The sequence below is a fragment of the Candidatus Binataceae bacterium genome (assembly GCA_035308025.1).
Classification (GTDB): domain Bacteria; phylum Desulfobacterota; class Binatia; order Binatales; family Binataceae; genus JAJPHI01.
Window position 1 is genome coordinate 176,292 of sequence record DATGHL010000047.1, and the last position, 17,862, is coordinate 194,153.

Genomic DNA, 17,862 nt, shown 5'->3' on the forward strand with positions numbered 1-17,862 from the left:
GCGCAATTTACCGAGCGAATGGACTTTTTCAAATCAAAGCTCCCCAGCGGGCCCTGGTTGCGCCAAGCTGTCGGCCTCATCAAGACCCGCGAACTTCTCTTAACACTCAGAGGCGAGCGGCGCCTTCCTCCGCCATCGGGCGCCGCTCGCCCAATTGCTACATCAGGTTAAACGCGCGCGCTACATTCTCGCCCAGCACGCCGCGCCGCGCCGTCGTCGTCATGCCGGCCACCATCCCGCGCAGCTCTTCCATGTAATCGCCCGGATGGTCAGGGTGCGGATAGTCGCTGGCCCAGAAAAAGCGATCCTCGCCGACCAGTTGCGTCATTGCGGCGATCGAGCGCTCATCCGGATCCGCCGAAATATAGCATTGCCGCTTGAAGTAGTAGGATGGCGGCTCCTCGAGCTGCACGGTGCCGCCCAGTCCGGTATGGCGATAGATTGCGTCACCGCGGTCGAGCCAATAGCCGATCCAGCCGGCGCCGGATTCGAGCACCACCACGCGCAGCTTCGGAAAGCGATCGAACACCCCGTACTGGAAGAGAGTCGCGAAGGCATGGCCGACACCCTGCGCCGCAAACAGATCGAAGTACCAATCGGCCCAACTCATGCCGTCGAAGCGCTGATGAATGCTGAAAGCGGTCGGTTCAAGGCCCGGATGAATCCCGACCGGAACATTCAGATCCTGCGCGGCGGCAAAAAAGGCGTCGTGGTCCGGATGGCCGTGCGGCTTTCGCGTAATCGTATAGGGCGCGACGAAAGCGCCTTTGCAGCCGGCTTTGACCGCGCGCTGCAGTTCATTGGCCGCCTCCTCGGGATCGCCCAATGAGATGTGCGCGATCGGCACCAGCCGTCCGCCCGAATCGTGACAAAACTCGGCGATCCAGCGGTTGTAGGCGCGGCAGTGCGCCGACGCCAATTCCGTATCGAAGATCTCCGCCTCCCACAACAGCCCGAGCGTTGGATAGATGACCGACTTGGCCATCCCCTCGGCGTCGAGAATCTGGAGCCGCTCCTTCAGGTCCATCGCACCCGGCGCGCAGCCCGCTAGATAGGTGTCCTCGCGCCGGCCAGTATTGAGACTCTCGAAGACGGCGCGTTTTTCCTCTGCCCGGGCGTAGAGTTCCTTGCGCCGGCCGTCATTGAACGCCCCGACCTTCTCGCCCATCTCGCGCAGCTTCTTCATCCCGCCCAGACTGTGTAGCAGGGACGGGCTGGTAAGCTCGGATCTCTTGCCGTCGATTTCGAGAAACTCGAAACCGTCGTCGCCGACCGTCAGCCGCGTCGCGCGCTCCCGATAGCGCGGTTCCAAATAACGCTCAAAAAGATCCGGCGGCTCGAGAATATGGCCATCCGCATCGATCAGCAGCTCTTCGTAAGCCATTGATTCATTTCCTCCGTCAATAGTTTCCCCGATTGAATTTGTCCCCGAGGGACATTCGGATGATGGCAAATCGCTTGACGGGTTGGCAAGCCTACGATGCCGCGCGCAATCTCTCTCCCCCTCTTACTTAATCGCGATCGGGTTAACCGACGAGCCGCAGCCATGCACCAGCTTGAGCGGCGCGCCGGCAAACAGAAACGTATACTGCTTGTCCTTGGCGCAGTCGTCGGCCAGATCCTTAAGCCAGACGATCTCGTTGAAAATTACGCCGAGATTGCACAGCAGCGCGCCATGCAGCACGCCCGTGCTCTGCGTTGTCTTGTTAAAGCCCTGCTCGCAGCCGACGTTGTCGGCGCTGATCGACGCGATCTCCATCTCGTGAAACCATTTCACCAGCTCGGGACTGTACTCCAGCCCCGGCTCGTCGAATTGACCATCCGGGAAAAACGCTCCAACCCCTTCTTCATAAAAGCGGTTGAGCCAGCCGGTGTGCAGCACCACGATGTCGTGTTTCTCGATCGTCGAGCCCTGCTTTTTCGCGGCGTCGAGCAGATCCGTCAGCGTGACGCCCTCACCGCGGTCCAGATGTTTCTTGCCCTTGAAGCGCGCCGCGTCGATCAGGATGCCGCGCCCGACCACGCCGTGTTCACCCATCGGCTGCACCGAGCACTTTTGCAGACCGCCGATCGTGGTCTTGGGATCGAAGCCGTTGTAGAGCTTGTCGCCGTACCAGGCATGGCCGAGCGCGTCATATTGGGTGGTCGATTGCGGAAACATCGTGATGACGTCGTCGGAGTATTTGAGCCCGCCCGGAAAAGGTTTGTCGCGCCCGGAAATATACGAGCCTTCGTCGTGCGTCAGCGTATGAATCGGTTGCGAGCGCAAGGGATGGGTCGGGTCGCCGGCCGGACGCGCGACCGGCACGCCGAGCATAAAGACCTTGCCCTGCTTGACCGCGCGAACTCCGCGCAGCACTTCCTGATCAGTGAGAAAATTCAAGCAGCCGATTTCGTCGTTGGCGCCCCAGCGTCCCCAGTTCTTCGGGGAGTCCTTGAGCAACTCGGTCATTTCGATAGGTTTGTTCGGCATGATTTCTCCTCCTTGAGAAAAGTTTCGTTGAGCAAAGATTCGTTGCAGAGATAACCCGATTAAAGCCGCGGATCGAGCGCGACGGAGATCGCCTGTGCGCCGGGAATCCGGCCCGCCAGCGTGCGAATCGCGCGGTCGATGTCGTTCAGCGCGAAACTATGGGTGTGCATTTTCTCGAACGGATAGCGCCCCGATTCGATCAGCCGTACCGCCGCTGCAAAGGAATCGAAATCGGCGTTCTTAACCCCCTTGATAGTTAGTTCCTTCGAGAAGATGCGATCGTTGCGCAGATCGGGAATTGCCGCAGTCGGGCCTTTGACGCCGGCCAGTATGATCGTGCCGCCGACCCGCGCGATCTCGACCGCCTTTGCGATCGGCTCCATGGTCTCGGAGGTCACGTCCACCACGACGTCGGCGCCGTCGCCCTGCGTCAGCTCGCGCACCCGCGCGACCACATCTTCGTCAGCATAGATCGTCGCGTCGGCGCCGAATTCTTCGGCCAGCCGGATCCGATGGGCGCTCCGGCGGCGCGCGACGATCGCGACGTGCGCGGCACCGGCCTCGCGCGCCGCGGCGACGCAGGCGATTCCGCGCTGCCCCGCGCCGAAAATCACCACGGTGTCGCCGAGCCGCGTGCCGGGAATCCGCTGCGCCCAGCTAATCCCGGCGGCGATCGGCTGATAGAGCGCGGCCAGCTCCGGCGCCACGCCGGGCGCCACCTTGTGCAAGGCAACTTCAGGATCGAGATACATGAACTCCGCCATCCCGCCCCACAAAGCCGGCGCAATCGTCGTCGGGATGAAACCGCATACGGAGATAGCGGCGCCCGGCCGCCCGACCCGGCAGTTGCGATAGTCGCCGCGTTTGCAGGCGCGACAATGGCCGCATCCGCGCGTCGGCTCGACCACGACGCGATCACCCGCTGCCAGCCCCCAGCGCCGCGCCGCCTCTTCACCGATCTCCTCGATTACGCCGACCGGCTCGTGGCCGGGGATCATCGGCAGAGCGAGCAACGCGTCGAGCTTGCCGTCATATTGATCGACATCGCTGCCGCAAATGCCGCAGGCCTCGACCCGCAGCAGCGCGTCATACGCGCCGATCCGCGGCAACTCGAACTGCTGCATCTCGAAGCGCCGGGCGCCGACCTGAACTACCGCTCGCGACTTGGCCATGCTTCCCTTTGCGCACGGTTTCCGTGAATGAAAGCAGCGTGCGACGGCCCACTCTAGAACTTTTTTGTCCGCAGGCGGTAGCGGGTTGCTCTTGTTGTACAAGTCTGCGCTAGGATGAGATCCCGAGAGCAGCGACGGACAACCTCGATGGGCGCGATCGTTAAATTCAGCCGGCCGGTGCGCATCCGCAAAGCTGCGGTTACGTCCGCCGCGGTCGCGGCGCGGGAAAGCGCAGCACGGGATATCGCCGCCGAGCGCGAGGAAGCCGCATCGATCAAAATCCTGCTCTGGACTTTCGCACTCGCCGCCCTCGCGATGTGCGTGACGGTGGTCGTGACGCTGGCGAGGAGTTGGGACGAGCTCTTGTGGATCTCGGCGTTCGTGCTGGTCTTCGCGATTCTGAAAATTGCGCTGGCCAACGCGCTCTTCTACGTCATGATTAATTACGACAAAGACCGGCGGGAAATTCCGCTCAAGCCCGCTGATGCGCACAAGCCCCCGCCGCGAGCCATTCGCGCCACGCGCCACTTAACCGCCACGCTCACCTTGGCGGCTTCGAGAAAGTCGTCGCCAACACGTCAACCCGACCGGTCTCACTAGAATTCTGACGCAGCTCCGAAGCGCGCCCGAGTCTGCGCAGCGCTCGCGTCAAAATCGCGCGTTCGGCACAGGCAATCCCGCGATTTCGGCGCGGGCGCGAAACACCGAGCCCTTGAGCGCGCGATCATTGCTGTTGTTCGCCGTCACCGCATAAAGATCGCGCATGTCCGGTCCTCCGAAGGCCACGCTGGTCACCGATTTCGCCGGCACCTTGACCCGCCGATCGAGCGTGCCGTCGGGCTTGAAGCGCACGACTTCGCCAGGACCCATCACGACCGCCACCCAGACGCCGCCCTCGGCGTCCACGGTCATGCCGTCAGGGGCGCCCTCCGGCACCTTCGCAAAGAGGCGGCGCGGTCCGACCGTACGATCCGGTCGCACGTCATAAACCCATACGCCGGACTGAGAATCGCAATGGTAGAGCAGTTTGCGGTCGGGACTGAAGCCGAGCCCGTTAGTCACCTCGACGCCCTCGGCAAGTTTCGTCACCTTGCCCGGCGGGTCGATGCGGAAGAGCGAGCCCGCCGGCGGCGCGGTCTTGAAGTCGAAGCCGGCATGGATATCGAAGCCAAAGGTGCCGAACCAGACGCTGCCCTGGTCATCGGTCGTCAGATCATTAATTCCGAAGAGCGGCTTGTTGTCCCATTCGGCGAAGAGGTCGCGGACCTTGCCGCTCTTTTCGTCCCAATGAGCGAGGGTACGGCCGCTGACGATCATCCCGCCGCCCTCGTTGAGAGCGATACCGCCGACGAACTTGCGCTCGGCGATTAGGGTCTCGATCCGCCCGTCCGGGTTCCGCCGCATCACGCCGCCACCGCGGATGTCGCTATAGTAGAGCCGGTTTTGCGGATCGATCCGCGGGCCTTCGACCAAGCCGTAGCCAGTTGCCAGAGTTTCGAACTGCATCGCGGTTTCCTTCTTCAGATGCCGCCCCGCGCAGACTGCCTTATCGCGAGCCTGCGGCGGGTGCGGTTCATGCGTTACTCTCCCCGAGGAAATTCCTACGAGCAGAGCACGTCGTTGGCGTGCATTGTATCGAGATACTCTTTGACCTGCTGAATCTTGCCGTCACGCACCTGGAACAGGAAATGGTACTTGTTTTGATAGGTCTTGCCGTTTTTCATCTTGGCGTGGGATTCGGCCTCGACCGCGACGCGATCGCCCTCGGCGGTGATGCCCAGCGGATTCAGCCGCAACGCGCCGTCAATCTTCCCGCCGAGACCACCCAGCAGTTCTGCGAACTGCGCCTTGGTCTTGGTGCCGGAGAGCGGAAAGCTGCCCGCCACCCACCAGGTGGCCGAATCTGCCAGCGCGCCCAACAGCGCGGCCGCATTGCCCGCATTCATCGCTTCGAACAGTCCCATCACGACTTTTTTGTTTTCTTCTGCGCCCATCTTTTTTACCTCCCAAGTTGTCTGCAAGTTACGATCGCAACTTAGTCCCGATCGCGGCCCGCTTGCAATGGACGCCGAGGCTAGCCCTTGCCGGCCGGACCGGCGCGTAGCCGGCGCCAGCCGCGGACGACCGCGGAAATCCCGGCCGCGACGAAGATCACCGCCAAAATGACTACAAGCAGCCCGGCAAAGAGGCCGTAAACGATCATCGCTGCTTCCATCTGAGGCGACCTGCTCGGACCTTAACTCAGCGCTTCCGCTCGCCGCAATTGCGTCGGCACTTTTTGCGCGCGATTCGCCGAGGCTTAGCGCGTATGACGGCGCTCGAACGCCGCGGTCAGCGCTTGCGTGATCGGCGCCCAATCACCCACCAGGCCGAGATGAGCGAACTCGAAAATCGTCGCCTCGGGATCATTGTTCACGGCGACGATCGTCTCCGCGCGCTTGATACTGACCGTGTGATTCGGCGCCCCGCGCAGGCCGATCGCAAAATAGAGCCGCGGCGCGATCGCCTTGCCAGTTAGACCGACCTGCAGTTGACGCGGCATCCAGGCCTTGTCGGTTACCCGCCGCGAGGCGCACATCCCCGCCCCAAGCACGCGCGCGAAGGCCTTGCAGCGCTCGACGCCTTCCAGCCCGCCCACGCCCATGCCGACCCCCACGATCACCTCGGCGCCGTCGAGCGGCGCGATCGTGTGGTCAACGCTCGAGTGCTCGGCCACCAGCCGCGTCAGCGGCGCACCGACCGTGACGCGTACCGTCTCCAGTTCGACCGCGCGCTCCGGATTCGGTTCGGCGAGTTCCAGCACGCCCTGTCTGACGGTCGCCATCTGCGGGTAGGTCTTCGACAGAATCGGCGCGACGATATTGCCGCCGAAGGCCGGCTTGAGGGCGATCAGGCCGTGCGCCGAATCCAGCTCCAGTCCGATCGCGTCGCCCGTCAGCCCGAGCTTCAGCCGCGCCGCGAGCCGCGGACCCCAGTCGCGCCCCTTTTCGCTGGCGCAGAGCAGCAAGCCCCACGGCGTGCGTTCGCGCACCAGATGAGCAACCGCTTCCGCCGCGGTCTCGGGCGAGTAACTTTCCAGCGCGGGATTTTCGAGCAGGACAATCTCGTCGGCGCCGTAGCTGGCGATCAGCCCGGCATGTTTGGCGATTCCTCCGCCCAGGCCGAGCGCGACCAGTGCGCCGCCGAGCGCGCTGGCGAGCGCGTCGCCCGCCGACAGCAACTCGAGGCTGCCGAGCGTCACCGCGCCGTCGAGACCGGTCTCGACCACCACCCAGACATCCTTACCGCGCACGGGCTTGCGTGTCTGCGCGGCGACCGGCCGCTTCTTGTGCTGGCGTGGCGCGAGCGCGCCGCGCGCTTCGAGCTCGACCAGTATCCGCTCAGCCGCGCGCTCCGGGTCGCTCGCGTCGATCATCCGGCACGCGACTTTCGCGCTCTGCTGCGCCTGCACGCCCTGCACCCAGGTCGGCGAGCCGGCGACCCCGAACTGCCCCGGCTCGGCGCCGAGTTCCGCCGCGCGGACGCTCGTGATCGGATGCGCGAGGGCCGCCTCGCGCGCTGCGGGACTGATCTTGAGCGGATTGATCAGCCGCTCGGCGCAGGTCAGCAGCGCCGGCAGGCGGCATTCGACTTCGTCAAAACCTTCATCGCTTTCGCGCTCCGCCGCCACCCGCTCGCCTTCAATCACGAGCTTGCGGACGCCGGTAATCTGCGCCACGCCGAGCAGCTCGGCGATCTCCGGGCCGACCTGTCCGGTCTCCGCGTCGAGCGAATATTTGCCCAGCAGGATCAAATCGAATTTGCCGCGCCCGAGCCACAGCGCGAGCGCCCGCGCGGTCGCCAGCGTATCCGCGCCTGCAAACGCGCGATCCTCCAGATGCACGGCGTGATCGATTCCCATCCCGAGCGCGTCGATCAGCACCTCGCGCGCCTGTGGCGGCCCCATCGTCACCGCGGTGGTCTCCGCACCGATTCGGTTTTTAAGTTCGATTGCCTGGGCGATCGCGCGCAGGTCATAGGCGCTCATGACGTTGACGCCATCGCGCTTGATAGTCTTGGTGACCGGATCGAAGTTGGCGTCTTCGATCAGGGGGATCTGCTTTATGCAAACCGCGATTTTAAGCAAGCTACTGACACCTCGCCGACTTAAGTAGTCAACCGCAAACGGTGATGCAAACCCACCGCGATGACACTAGCGGAGCGCTCCTGCGCGGAGCGAGCACAGGGGGCGGCGGAGTCTGCGACGCGCGGCCAAGGTCAGGAGTCTGCGCGCTGCGTCAAGCTTCTTGCTTCGCTCCGCTAGCGTTCGATCCGCACCGCCGATTCCACCTGCGGACCCAGGAACCGCCGCCCCACCCGCACGAAACGCTCCGGGTTCTCGGTCACGAAGAAGCTCTGCGTGCCCATCCCGCGGGCGCGCGCGAGCCGCAATTCGTGGAGCCGCTCCGTCACCGCGGCGACCGTCGCCACGGCCGAGTCCACCAGACTGACGCCCGGCCCGAGCACCCGCCCGAACAGCTCGCTCAGCAAAGGATAATGCGTACAGCCCAGCAGCAGCGTGTCGATCCCGCTGAGCTTGAGGCTCTCCAGGTAGTGCGCCACCGTGCGTTCGGCGATCTCGTTGTCGGTCCAGCCCTCTTCGACCAGCGGCACCAGCAGCGGGCAGGCGCGCGTGTAAATCTCGACGCCCGGCCGGAGCTGCTGCAAGGCGCGTGTATATGCACCCGACGCGATCGTCGCCTCGGTGCCGATTACGCCGATCCGCCCGTTGCGCGAGGCTGCCGCCGCGGCCCGCGCGCCCGGCTCAATCACTCCGATCACCGGTACGATCGTATCCCGCGCGATCGTCCCCAGCGCGATCGCGCTCGAGGTGTTGCAGGCCACGACCAGCAGCTTGATCCCCTTGGCCAGCAGGAATTCGGTGTTTTCGCGCGAATAACGGATGATCACTTCGTTCGACTTCGTGCCGTATGGCACGCGCGCGGTGTCGCCCAGGTAGATGAAGTCCTCGGCCGGCAGCGCGCCGGCCAACTCCTTCAGCACCGTCAGCCCGCCGATCCCCGAATCGAAGACCCCGATCGCCCGCGCGCGATTATCTGCCGCAGCGCCCGGCGGCCGGCGGCGCGCGCGGACGTCCAGCGCGACCACCTTGTTCGCGCGCGCTCCGCCGATCGTGCTGCGGCGAACGGCCATCTCAGACGCGCGCCAGCCGCGCGCCCATCTGCGCCGGCGACGCCGGCGGCGCGCCCAAGACTCGCCGATGAGCGCTCGGGCTCTCCATGCACAGATAGATCGGAAGTTGCGGATGCGCCCGCGTTAGCCGTTCGCGGATCCGCGTAAACAGCCCGAGCCGCAGCGGAGTAAAGGCGCGATAGCGCCCGTCAGGCGCCAGCGCTTCCTCGCCTACCAGCATCGGATCGGAGGGAAAGCGCCGCCGCGCGATCGTGCGCAACGTGGGCGTCATGCGCAATCCGCCGAGGCTGATAAAGGCGATTCGCTCCGGCGGGATCAGCGCGAAGAGCTCTTCCAGCAGCGCGGCATAGTCCGCTTCGGCCTCCGCATAGGCGATAATCGGATCGAGATGGAACGCCACCTTGTAGCCAGCTTCGTGCACGCGGCGGGCCGCGTCGATCCGCGCAGCCGGCGCGGCCGTATGATGCTCCGAGGCGCGAAAAACCCGCTCGGGTGAAAGCGTCCACGACACCAGCGTCCGTCCCTTGGGATCGATCGTGAGCAGATTGGCGATCTCGTCCGTCTTGGTCTTGAGTTCCAGCAGCAGATTCTGGCGCGCGGCAAAGTACTCGACCAAGTCGCGGCTGATTCCGGTGAGCGTGTCAAACGCCAGCGAGTCGGCAAGCTCGCCCGTGCCGATCCGGAAGCTGCGCCCCGGCGCGCGCGCCGCGAGGCGATCGAGCTCATCGAAGGCCTCGTGGTAATTCGTGTAGATCTGCAGGCCCGGATTGTCGGCGACGTATTCCTGCAGAAAACAGTAGCTGCAATCCATCGGACAGTTCGACGCCAGAATCATTACTTGGTAGCCGCAGCAGGCGAATTCGCTGGAGCCCGCCGGACAACTTTTTAGAAACCCGCCCCGATGGCGCATCAGAACTATCCGCCGTTTGGCCGCGCCAAAAGGGTCGGCGCCCGCCGGCGGCCGCGTCGCGCTCCGGCCGTCGGCGACGTAGCGGACTGCGACCCCTGCCGGCAGCCGCGCGATCACGCGCTCGGCCAGCGCGCTCGCCCGCGCGTCCTCCTCGACAAACAGCGCCTCCAGTTCAAAATTCATCTTCAAACTCATCGCTGCCACCGAGCGCGTCGGCGATCCGGCATAGCGCGGTCCGGCGCGCCGCCAAGGCGTCGAGCAACTCTTCCAGCTCGGCGCCGCTGCGCGCCGTCAGCTCCACGCGCAGCTCATCAGAGCCGAGATTTTGCGGCAAGACCACGCGGATGCTCAAGGGCAGTTTGAGTTCGGCGATTTTCTCCGCGAGCCCGGCCGCAGCGGCGCGCAGGCGCGGAAAACGGATCGCCCGCAGGCCTTCAAGCAGCAGATGCGCGCGCTCAGGCCGCGAGCCTCCGCCCTCGATCACGCCGCGTAGCTCGCCCCGTGCGAGAATGCCGGCTACGTCGCCGCCGTCGCGCAGCCGAGTCTCCTCCAGCAATTCAAAGGCGCTGACGAATTGTCCGGTCCGCAGGCGCAAGCCTTCGGCGAGCGCGAGGAGCGCGTCGCGATCGGCGGCGTCGAGCCCGAGCCAGCGCTCGACGATCGCGGCGGGCAACCTGCGCTGCACCGCCCAGTCTCGAATCCGCCCGCTTTGCTCGCGCTCAATCATTAGAAGCCGTGGAAGTCATTTCTATTTTCCTCAATTCTGCGCGTCGTCGTGAGGAGCGGGCGCAGAGTCGCCAACTCATGATGCAGTTGCGGATCGGCGCCCACAATCCAGTTTGGCGCCTGCACACTCAGTCTTTCGATCCGCTCGGCCAGATCATCGTTGCCGCGCCGGCTCAGCCCCTTCGCCAGAATCCGGCTTTTCTCCGCCAGCACCGCGCAGACCGCAGCGCGCTGCTCCAACGATAGATCATCGCTGTGCGCGAGCAATTTGAGCAAGCTCAGGATCCGGAAGCGATCGATCGCCGGCACGCTCGCCGAAAGCTGTCCCGCATGACCGGCGCGCCGGATCACCAACGGCTCATCGATCAAGCCGGCCTCGTGCCGCACGAGAATGCGCAGCCATAAGTCGTAGTCCTCGGCGGCTTCCAACCCTTCGTCGAAGCCGCCGAGCGCGCGAAACAAGGAGGTTCGCAGGATTACCGCAGAGGGGCTCAGAATGCAGGTGCGCAACGATTCGAGGAAAATATCACCGGCGCGTTTGCGATGCCGCATGCCGGGATTCACCTGCACGCCATCGCGCATCCAGAGTTCAGCGGTCTGGGCAATCGCGCACTCCGGATGGGTCGCCATAAAATCGATTTGCCGTCTCAGCTTGAACGGCCGCCACAGATCATCGGAATCAAGAAAGGCCACTATCGGCGCCGACGCGAGCGCGACGCCGGTGTTGCGTGCGGCCGCCACGCCGCGCTTCTCTCGATGCGCGATGATTCGCATCGCAACGCCGCCCGCACCCGCGCGTACTTCGCCTGCGATGCGCGCGAGAGTTTCTGCGGTTGCGTCGGTCGAGCCGTCGTCGACGACAATCAACTCGGCGCAGACCTCGCGCTGGGCGACCACGCTCGCGATCGCCTCGGCCACCATCGCGCGCCGATTATACGTCGCGATAATTACGCTGACCGCAGTCTCCATCGGCGCGGGCGATTACGCGGAAAGGCGGGAGTAATTCCGGCCGATTGCGATAATGCGGCGGCGCAACTCCTCGAGCCCCTCCCCGCTCTCTGCCGAGCAGAGGATCGGCTCGAGGCCATGAGCGGCGAATGGCTTGAGCGCGGCGGCGCGCTGCGAGCGTCGCAGCTTGTCACATTTGGTCGCCGCCACCACGATCGTCAGCGGGTTCAAGGCCACGCCCGAGGCGTCGTGGCGATCACTCATGGCGAGCAGCGCCAGCTCCTCTGCTTCCGGCCCGCGCCGCGCGTCGATCAGCAGAACGAGCCCGGCCAGGGCCTCGCGTTGCGTGAGATAATCGTTGATTAGCCCACCGAGGTGCGCGGCGTCGGCGCGCGCCATCTTGGCGTAGCCGAAGCCCGGCAGATCGACCAGCGCGAGGCCCGCGCCCAGACCGAAAAAATTCAGCGCCCGCGTCCGTCCGGGAGTCTTGCTGGTCCGCGCCAATCCGCGGCTCTCCGTCAGCGCGTTCAGGAGCGAACTCTTGCCCACATTCGAACGCCCGGCCAGTGCAACTTCGACCCGATTCCAGCGGGGATAGTCGCCGACAGTGGTCGTCGAGCGCAGGTATTCAGCCGCGAACTTCATGATCGACCCGCTGGGCGCGAACTACCGTCCGTAATTTGCCACGACCTCGCCCCGCGCAAGCACGTATCCGCGCATCGCCACCACCAGTGTTCGCGCATCCGCATCGGCCGCGAGACGGAGCGTCCTCGACAGCGCATATAATTTAAAGTGGTAATGATGCTCGGATCCCGACGGCGGGCACGGGCCACTATACCCGATCCGGCCAAAATCATTTCGAGCCTGTTCGCCACCCGCAGCCAGCGCCGGCGTTTGCGGCAGATTTTCCGGCAGCCCGGATAGCTTGGTGGGCAAATTGAACACGCCCCAATGGGTAAAGACGCCTGACGGCGAGTCCGGATCATCGACGATCAGCGCCAGAGTTTTGGCGCTTGCCGGAATCCCGCTCCAGACGATAGCGGGCGAAATATCTTCACCGTCGCACGTGTAGCGCCGTACGATAGTTCCGTTCTGAGCAAGCGCAGGCAGACTAAGCGCGATCGAAGCAACCTGCGGATTCTCCGCGGCGGCACAAACGGCTTGCAGAGTGGCTCCAATCAACCAGATCTTTGCTGCACGTAGCATCGGAGATGGCTTCAGTCTGGGCAAGCGTCGAGCGCAAGTATAGGCCCAAAAGCTCGCGAAAGGTAATAACCATGCATCAGCCCCGCGCCGGAGGGCAGATGCTACCGGGTGAAAAAAGCAATGATCGTCTGTTGGGAAACCGTCGTGTACCCCCTTGACCACTAAATGCATTTTTGACTATGTTTGGGATTAATAAAGGTCGCCTAACAAGGTATCAAACCTTAAAAGCTCGGAACTGGAGCAGCGTTCGCGCTGATTGATGACCTCGGTTGCTGGTTGCGGGAGAGCAAGACGTGGCGGAGCCTAAATACAGTTTGCCCAGGGTTATGACGGTGCGTGAGCTTTCGGCTTACCTGCGCGTGCATCCTTCGACCATCTATAAGCTGCTGCGGCGCGGAGAGATACCGGGCTTTCGCATCGGCACAGACTGGCGCTTTAACGCCGAGGTGATCGATCGCTGGTGCCTCGAGCGCAACATGAAACCGGACGACGCGACCGAGCGGCGCAACTGACTCAATCAAGCACAGATTCCCTGTACCTGTCTTAAAATCCCGACACTCTGCACAGACTCGCCGCTCCCGCTGATGGTTGGCCTATTTCTCGGCGAGCGCCTTGAGATCCAACAGGCCACTACGAACGCGCCGCCAATCATTTTGTCCATGTTGAAGACGGTGCCGAAAACCCGCTGGATGTAAGGATATGGCCCCGCCATGGTCCAACTCACTTCTGTGGCGGTGCCCACCGATTGCAGCGCGAACACGATGTTGGTGTGCCCCTCCATCGGCTTTTCCATGTCCAGCCGCATATTGACGCGCGATGGCGGTGCAGTGTCGGTAATCGCCAGACTGCCCTTGCCGCTCTGCCCTTGCTGTCCCACGAATCTCCAGCGCCCTTGCCGCTTTTGTGGACCGCTGTAAGCGATCGCATTGCTCGGGTCTTGCTTGGCAAAGGGGTTCCATTCGTTGAAACTTTTGAGGTCATTGATGAGTGGAAATATTTTCTCCGGCGGCGCGTTGATCGTTATCGAGCGCGAGACACGGAAATCCTTCGGCATGGTCGCGGCATAGATAAGAATGCCACCGACGCTGACAACGAGCACAAGCCCGACGATTTTTAGAATCGTCCACATGGTTCTCTCCTTAAGGTGGGCAGCGCCGGGCTGTAAGGGGAGCCGCCCCGGCACAGGCGGGGACGCAACTGCCACCGCAACCGTCCACCGCATTACAGCTGCTCAACGCGAATGTCGCTCACGCACGCGCATCAACGTGCCGAGCAAAATTGTTCAATATTGCCTGCCAGCCCTGACGCTGTTGCTCGATGGAAGCGGTTTTTGCGCGACGAAATGCAAGAAGCATTATTGTCGCTAGGATTCCATAGGGGAAGAGTTCTGCGAGAAATGAAATATCGGCAAACACGCATAGGTTGCCGCAAGCATAGGCGACCGCGACCAACAAGAGTAGGCAACCAAAAGTAGTGCCATCGCCTTCGCGAGAATCCGTTTCTCGCGCCGCGAATTTCGACGAGGCCGCCGGACGCGCCCTCGACGCTGCCCGCGACGGCGCGCGCGGTGCTGATCGTGCCGATACCGTCCGCGATTGCGTCAGCACCCAGATTGCCCTCGAAGCGCTCGCCGCCGCGCGCGATCAGCCGCTTTGCGCTTCGCGGTTGACGGCGCCCGCGCGCCCCATCACGTCCGCTTTGCCCGCGCCAACCGCCTCATCCTCGATACCGCGCTCGAAGCCCACTTCGGCGATGTCGGCAATCATGTGAATCTCCCCCAGTAATTATCATTAGAAACTCCCCCACCTGGCCGAGGAGGAGGAGAGCATGGAAGGGCGCATCGGAAATCCAATCGGCCGGTTTTCGAGCGACATAACGCACTTTGAAGGCGAAAAGCATTGTCGTAATTGGAGTTGTCTCGACAAGGACTGGATGCCAGCATCCACCAGTGAACCTTTCCGGCGTCGCGAAATTTGCGGAATCGTTAAGCGGCGAAATCGTCTTATGCGGCGACCGCAGGTTCGGCGAATTACGGCGGGTCACGAATCATGCCGTCAATCTGCACCCTGCGATCATCGTAAGGTGTGCCAACCGCAAAGACGTTCAGCGCGCCGTTGATTTTGCTCGTCGTAATGGCCTGCTCACAGCGGTTCGCTCCGGCGGCCACAGTTTCGCGGGCCACGGAGTCTGCGAAGGCGGACTCGTCATCGATCTGTCGCCGATGAAACGTGTTCAGATCGATCCGGCACGCGGGAGAGTTGTTATCGAGCCGGGCGTCCTCGCCGGCGAGTTGGATTGTCTTACTCAGTCGTTCAAGATGGCGGTGCCGCTAGGATCATGTCCGACCGTCGGTGTCGCCGGATATTCACTCGGCGGAGGTGAAAGCTCGCTCACGCCCATGTTCGGCTACGGATGCGATAGCATCGTCGGTCTCGAAGTCGTAACTGCCGACTGTAAAATCTTAACTGCCAAGCCTGGAGAACATCCCGATTTGTTCTGGGCGATGCGCGGCGCCGGCGCAAATTTCGGTGTCGCTACATCGCTCGAATTCGAGCTTCATCCAATCGAAACTGTGCTTTCAGGCAGCTTGAAGTATCCGCTCCGCCAAGCCAAAAAAATCCTGGATTTTCTCGATGGTTTCGCGCCGACGATTCCGTCCGACCTGTTTCTGATTGCTGCCGTGCTGCCACATCCGGGCGAGCGGATGCTCGATGTCAAGGTTGTGTGGAGCGGTAAAAAGGAAAAGGGCGAGCGCCTGCTGCGTCCGCTGCGCACCTACTTGCGCCCCTTCGCGGATTCGATAAAGCCCAAAGCGTATCTCGACGAACAGCGCGGCGGTTACGACGTTCCCGAAGGAGTACAATCAAGTCATCGGCGGGGCGGCCACTTTAAAAGGCTGACCGGCGACATCATCGACACTATCATTCAACATGCGTCGAATGCGCCGCACGAAGCGAGCGGCATTACCATGTTGTACTGGCATGGGCCGTGGTGCGCGAAGCCGCATGATAATGCTTTCGGGTTTCGACAGACGGGATTCGAATTCTGGGTCCATACTTATTGGGAGAAAACCCGCGACCGTGAAAAGTCATGGGCGTGGGTCGAGAGTTTTTTTGACGCGATGGCGCCGCTCTCAACCGGCGCCGTGTATCTGAACGACCTCGAGAACGAGGGCGAAGCTCGCGTCCGCGCTGCCTATGGCGACAAATATCATCGCCTGGCGCTGATCAAGCGCAAGTTCGATCCCGACAACTTCTTTCGCGTCAATCAGAACATTCCGCCGGCCAAGTGACATAGTAGAGAGCAAGCCATCTTTATTGGAGAACATCTTTCGAGAGAAGGAATGCTTGATCGCGATGCGGTTCGGACTCAATTTCCCCCTTGCCGGGCCATTCAGCGACGTTGCCATTGTCGCGCAGTTGGCGAAAGAAGCGGAGGACGCCGGATGGGACGGTTGCTTTGTGTGGGACCACCTGCTGCTCGCTGGAGCTCCGCCGCTCGCGGACCCCTGGATCGCGCTTGCCCTGATAGCGCAGGCGACCAGTCGGATTCGGCTGGGGGCGCTGGTCACCCCGTTGTTTCGCCGCAATCCGGCGAAGCTGGCTTATGAAACCGTCACCCTCGACCACCTGTCGAAGGGAAGGCTCGTCTTGGGCGTGGGACTTGGCTCCGATGCCTTCGGCGAGATCAGTACTTTCGGCGGCCCGTTGGACGACAAACTTCGAGCTGAAATGCTCGACGAGGGTTTGATCGTGCTTTCTGCTCTGTGGAGCGGACAACCGTTTTCATTCGATGGCAGGCATTATCGCCTGAACAACGCACAAGTGGTTCCGCCGTGTCTGCAACGACCCCGTATTCCTATTTGGATCGCCGGCTCCTGGCCGCGAAAGCCGGCGATGCGGCGCGCGGCGCGGTACGACGGCGTGGTGCCGGTGCGGGGAGATCTAGCCACCTCTCTCACCCCTTCGCAGGTAGCCGAGATGGTCGCATATATCAATGGTTTCCGTTCGGGAGATGCTCCATTTGAGGTAATTCACTTTGAATCCGCTATGGGATCGCGATCGGCACAAGATCGGCAACTGGTGGTATCATATGCTCAGGTGGGCGTCACCTGGTGGATCGAAACGATGCCATTCGATCCGCAACAGTTCGATCAGGCATGTCACTGGATTCATGCCGGGCCATCGGGATGAACTGATTTTCTAAACAATGCGGGGCGATTCAGGACTCATGGGCACGACACATAGCTTCCTAGTATGAAATCGAGAGCTCTCAAATTTCCGCGCTTCAAGTACCGGCCATCGATTCTCGCTGCACGACGCAGCCTCAAGATGGCCCGCTCGGCCCACGCCTATGTGCGCGGCAGCACCCGGAAGTTCTATGAATGGCTCGAAACTTCCGCCCGGCCGTAATTTACCGCACGGCCCCGCGGTCTGGATCTGCGGCGATTGTCACGTCGGCAACCTCGGCCCAATCGCGAACACCGAAGGTCACATCGATATTCAGATCCGCGATTTCGACCAGACCGTGATCGGCAATCCTGCGCACGACCTGATCCGCCTTGGCCTCTCGCTCGCGACTGCCGCTCGCGGCTCCGACCTGCCGGGCGTCACCACGGCAAAAATGCTCGAGCAACTGATCGAGGGCTACGAGCAGGCCTTCAGTGACGACGCCGCCGACAGCGACTTTCAGTATCAACGGCCCAAGCCATTCAGATTGCGATGACACGTTCCTTGCGCCGCTCATGGAGAGAGCTGGCTCGCGACCGCATCGAAGATATCGGTCCAAACATCCCGCTCGGCAAACGGTTCTGGCCGCTCCGCCGAGATGAACAGCTCGAAATTCAACGGATGTTCAAGCGCGACCGTCCGCCAGCTCGTCACCTCTCTCCGCGCCAGAAAAGACCACGACTCAGTCGAGGTACTCGACGCGGCCTATTGGATGAAGGGGTGTAGTTCTCTCGGCCGGCTGCGCTTCGCCGACTCCTTGGTGTCGGCAAGCCGCCGTGTCAAGGCGAGAGTTTTTGTTTGATCGACATCAAGGAAGCTATGCAGGCTGCCGCTCCCCGCTACCCTCGTGCCGGATGCCGCACGACAATGCCCAACGCGTCGGGTTTTGGATTCGAGGCCGGAGCGCGTTGCGCCGCGCCGGCCAGCTCCTGGTCTGCTGGCCAAGCGGTGCGCGCGACGGCCGAGCTTCCCTGATTCTTCGCCGCGAACTCCTCGGGTGTCAGA

At 62.7% G+C, this 17,862-nt stretch carries 21 protein-coding genes; 5 read left to right on the plus strand and 16 right to left on the minus strand.

Going from position 1 to position 17,862, the window contains the following annotated elements:
* Positions 1 to 157: 157 nt before the first annotated feature.
* From VKS22_14745 to VKS22_14755, 3 genes are all read right to left on the minus strand, one after another.
* On the minus strand, positions 158 to 1,384 hold the full coding sequence (locus VKS22_14745) for an amidohydrolase family protein (protein ID HLW71870.1): 1,227 nt from the start codon (positions 1,382 to 1,384) through the stop codon (positions 158 to 160).
* A gap of 123 nt (positions 1,385 to 1,507) precedes the next feature.
* Positions 1,508 to 2,473: a cyclase family protein gene (locus VKS22_14750; GenBank protein ID HLW71871.1), complete on the minus strand. Its 966-nt coding sequence runs from the start codon at positions 2,471 to 2,473 to the stop codon at positions 1,508 to 1,510.
* A gap of 59 nt (positions 2,474 to 2,532) precedes the next feature.
* The gene (locus VKS22_14755; protein ID HLW71872.1) at positions 2,533 to 3,645 is read right to left on the minus strand and encodes a zinc-binding dehydrogenase; all 1,113 of its coding nucleotides are present in this window, start codon (positions 3,643 to 3,645) and stop codon (positions 2,533 to 2,535) included.
* 147 nt (positions 3,646 to 3,792) lie between these two features.
* Between VKS22_14755 and VKS22_14760 the strand changes: the two genes are divergently transcribed.
* Positions 3,793 to 4,245, plus strand: a complete 453-nt coding sequence (locus VKS22_14760) for a hypothetical protein (GenBank protein HLW71873.1) — start codon at positions 3,793 to 3,795, stop codon at positions 4,243 to 4,245.
* A 48-nt stretch (positions 4,246 to 4,293) separates the two neighbouring features.
* On the opposite strand, the gene VKS22_14765 is transcribed toward VKS22_14760, so the two are convergent.
* The 10 genes from VKS22_14765 to VKS22_14810 all read right to left on the minus strand — a co-directional run bounded on the left by VKS22_14765 (position 4,294) and on the right by VKS22_14810 (position 12,799).
* Positions 4,294 to 5,151, minus strand: a complete 858-nt coding sequence (locus VKS22_14765; protein HLW71874.1) for an SMP-30/gluconolactonase/LRE family protein — start codon at positions 5,149 to 5,151, stop codon at positions 4,294 to 4,296.
* 95 nt (positions 5,152 to 5,246) lie between these two features.
* Positions 5,247 to 5,639 (minus strand): nuclear transport factor 2 family protein, encoded by a 393-nt coding sequence (locus tag VKS22_14770; protein HLW71875.1) that lies wholly within the window; start codon positions 5,637 to 5,639, stop codon positions 5,247 to 5,249.
* A gap of 80 nt (positions 5,640 to 5,719) precedes the next feature.
* Entirely contained in the window at positions 5,720 to 5,860 is a 141-nt protein-coding gene (locus VKS22_14775; GenBank protein HLW71876.1) for a hypothetical protein, read from the minus strand.
* 84 nt (positions 5,861 to 5,944) lie between these two features.
* A complete protein-coding gene (locus tag VKS22_14780) occupies positions 5,945 to 7,771 on the minus strand; it encodes an FAD-binding protein (GenBank protein ID HLW71877.1) in 1,827 nt (608 codons plus the stop codon).
* Between the two features lie 173 nt (positions 7,772 to 7,944).
* Positions 7,945 to 8,838 carry a glutamate racemase gene (gene murI, locus VKS22_14785; GenBank protein ID HLW71878.1) on the minus strand — a complete coding sequence of 298 codons (894 nt, stop codon included), beginning with the start codon at positions 8,836 to 8,838 and terminating at the stop codon, positions 7,945 to 7,947.
* 1 nt (position 8,839) lies between these two features.
* Positions 8,840 to 9,931, minus strand: coding sequence for a hypothetical protein (locus VKS22_14790; GenBank protein HLW71879.1), 1,092 nt, complete (start codon positions 9,929 to 9,931; stop codon positions 8,840 to 8,842).
* A complete protein-coding gene (locus VKS22_14795) occupies positions 9,921 to 10,475 on the minus strand; it encodes a hypothetical protein (protein ID HLW71880.1) in 555 nt (184 codons plus the stop codon). Before VKS22_14795 ends, VKS22_14790 begins: the two co-directional genes overlap by 11 nt.
* Complete coding sequence (locus VKS22_14800; GenBank protein ID HLW71881.1) at positions 10,475 to 11,443, minus strand: glycosyltransferase; 969 nt, start codon at positions 11,441 to 11,443, stop codon at positions 10,475 to 10,477. The genes VKS22_14795 and VKS22_14800 overlap by 1 nt, the downstream gene beginning before the upstream one ends.
* A 12-nt stretch (positions 11,444 to 11,455) precedes the next feature.
* Positions 11,456 to 12,067 (minus strand): ribosome biogenesis GTP-binding protein YihA/YsxC, encoded by a 612-nt coding sequence (gene yihA / locus VKS22_14805; protein HLW71882.1) that lies wholly within the window; start codon positions 12,065 to 12,067, stop codon positions 11,456 to 11,458.
* Between the two features lie 21 nt (positions 12,068 to 12,088).
* Positions 12,089 to 12,799: a YbhB/YbcL family Raf kinase inhibitor-like protein gene (locus VKS22_14810; protein HLW71883.1), complete on the minus strand. Its 711-nt coding sequence runs from the start codon at positions 12,797 to 12,799 to the stop codon at positions 12,089 to 12,091.
* Between the two features lie 122 nt (positions 12,800 to 12,921).
* Between VKS22_14810 and VKS22_14815 the strand changes: the two genes are divergently transcribed.
* Entirely contained in the window at positions 12,922 to 13,140 is a 219-nt protein-coding gene (locus VKS22_14815; GenBank protein ID HLW71884.1) for a helix-turn-helix domain-containing protein, read from the plus strand.
* A gap of 5 nt (positions 13,141 to 13,145) precedes the next feature.
* On the opposite strand, the gene VKS22_14820 is transcribed toward VKS22_14815, so the two are convergent.
* Positions 13,146 to 13,757, minus strand: a complete 612-nt coding sequence (locus tag VKS22_14820; GenBank protein HLW71885.1) for an SRPBCC family protein — start codon at positions 13,755 to 13,757, stop codon at positions 13,146 to 13,148.
* Between the two features lie 514 nt (positions 13,758 to 14,271).
* On the minus strand, positions 14,272 to 14,394 hold the full coding sequence (locus VKS22_14825) for a hypothetical protein (protein HLW71886.1): 123 nt from the start codon (positions 14,392 to 14,394) through the stop codon (positions 14,272 to 14,274).
* 182 nt (positions 14,395 to 14,576) lie between these two features.
* On the opposite strand from VKS22_14825, the gene VKS22_14830 reads away from it, so the two are divergent.
* From VKS22_14830 to VKS22_14840, 3 genes are all read left to right on the plus strand, one after another.
* Entirely contained in the window at positions 14,577 to 15,920 is a 1,344-nt protein-coding gene (locus VKS22_14830; GenBank protein HLW71887.1) for an FAD-binding oxidoreductase, read from the plus strand.
* 25 nt (positions 15,921 to 15,945) lie between these two features.
* A complete protein-coding gene (locus VKS22_14835) occupies positions 15,946 to 16,821 on the plus strand; it encodes an LLM class flavin-dependent oxidoreductase (GenBank protein HLW71888.1) in 876 nt (291 codons plus the stop codon).
* A 187-nt stretch (positions 16,822 to 17,008) separates the two neighbouring features.
* Positions 17,009 to 17,353: a DUF2252 family protein gene (locus tag VKS22_14840; GenBank protein ID HLW71889.1), complete on the plus strand. Its 345-nt coding sequence runs from the start codon at positions 17,009 to 17,011 to the stop codon at positions 17,351 to 17,353.
* A gap of 17 nt (positions 17,354 to 17,370) precedes the next feature.
* Here the strand turns inward: VKS22_14840 and VKS22_14845 are convergent, their stop codons facing one another.
* Complete coding sequence (locus VKS22_14845) at positions 17,371 to 17,511, minus strand: hypothetical protein (GenBank protein ID HLW71890.1); 141 nt, start codon at positions 17,509 to 17,511, stop codon at positions 17,371 to 17,373.
* Between the last annotated feature and the right edge of the window lie 351 nt (positions 17,512 to 17,862).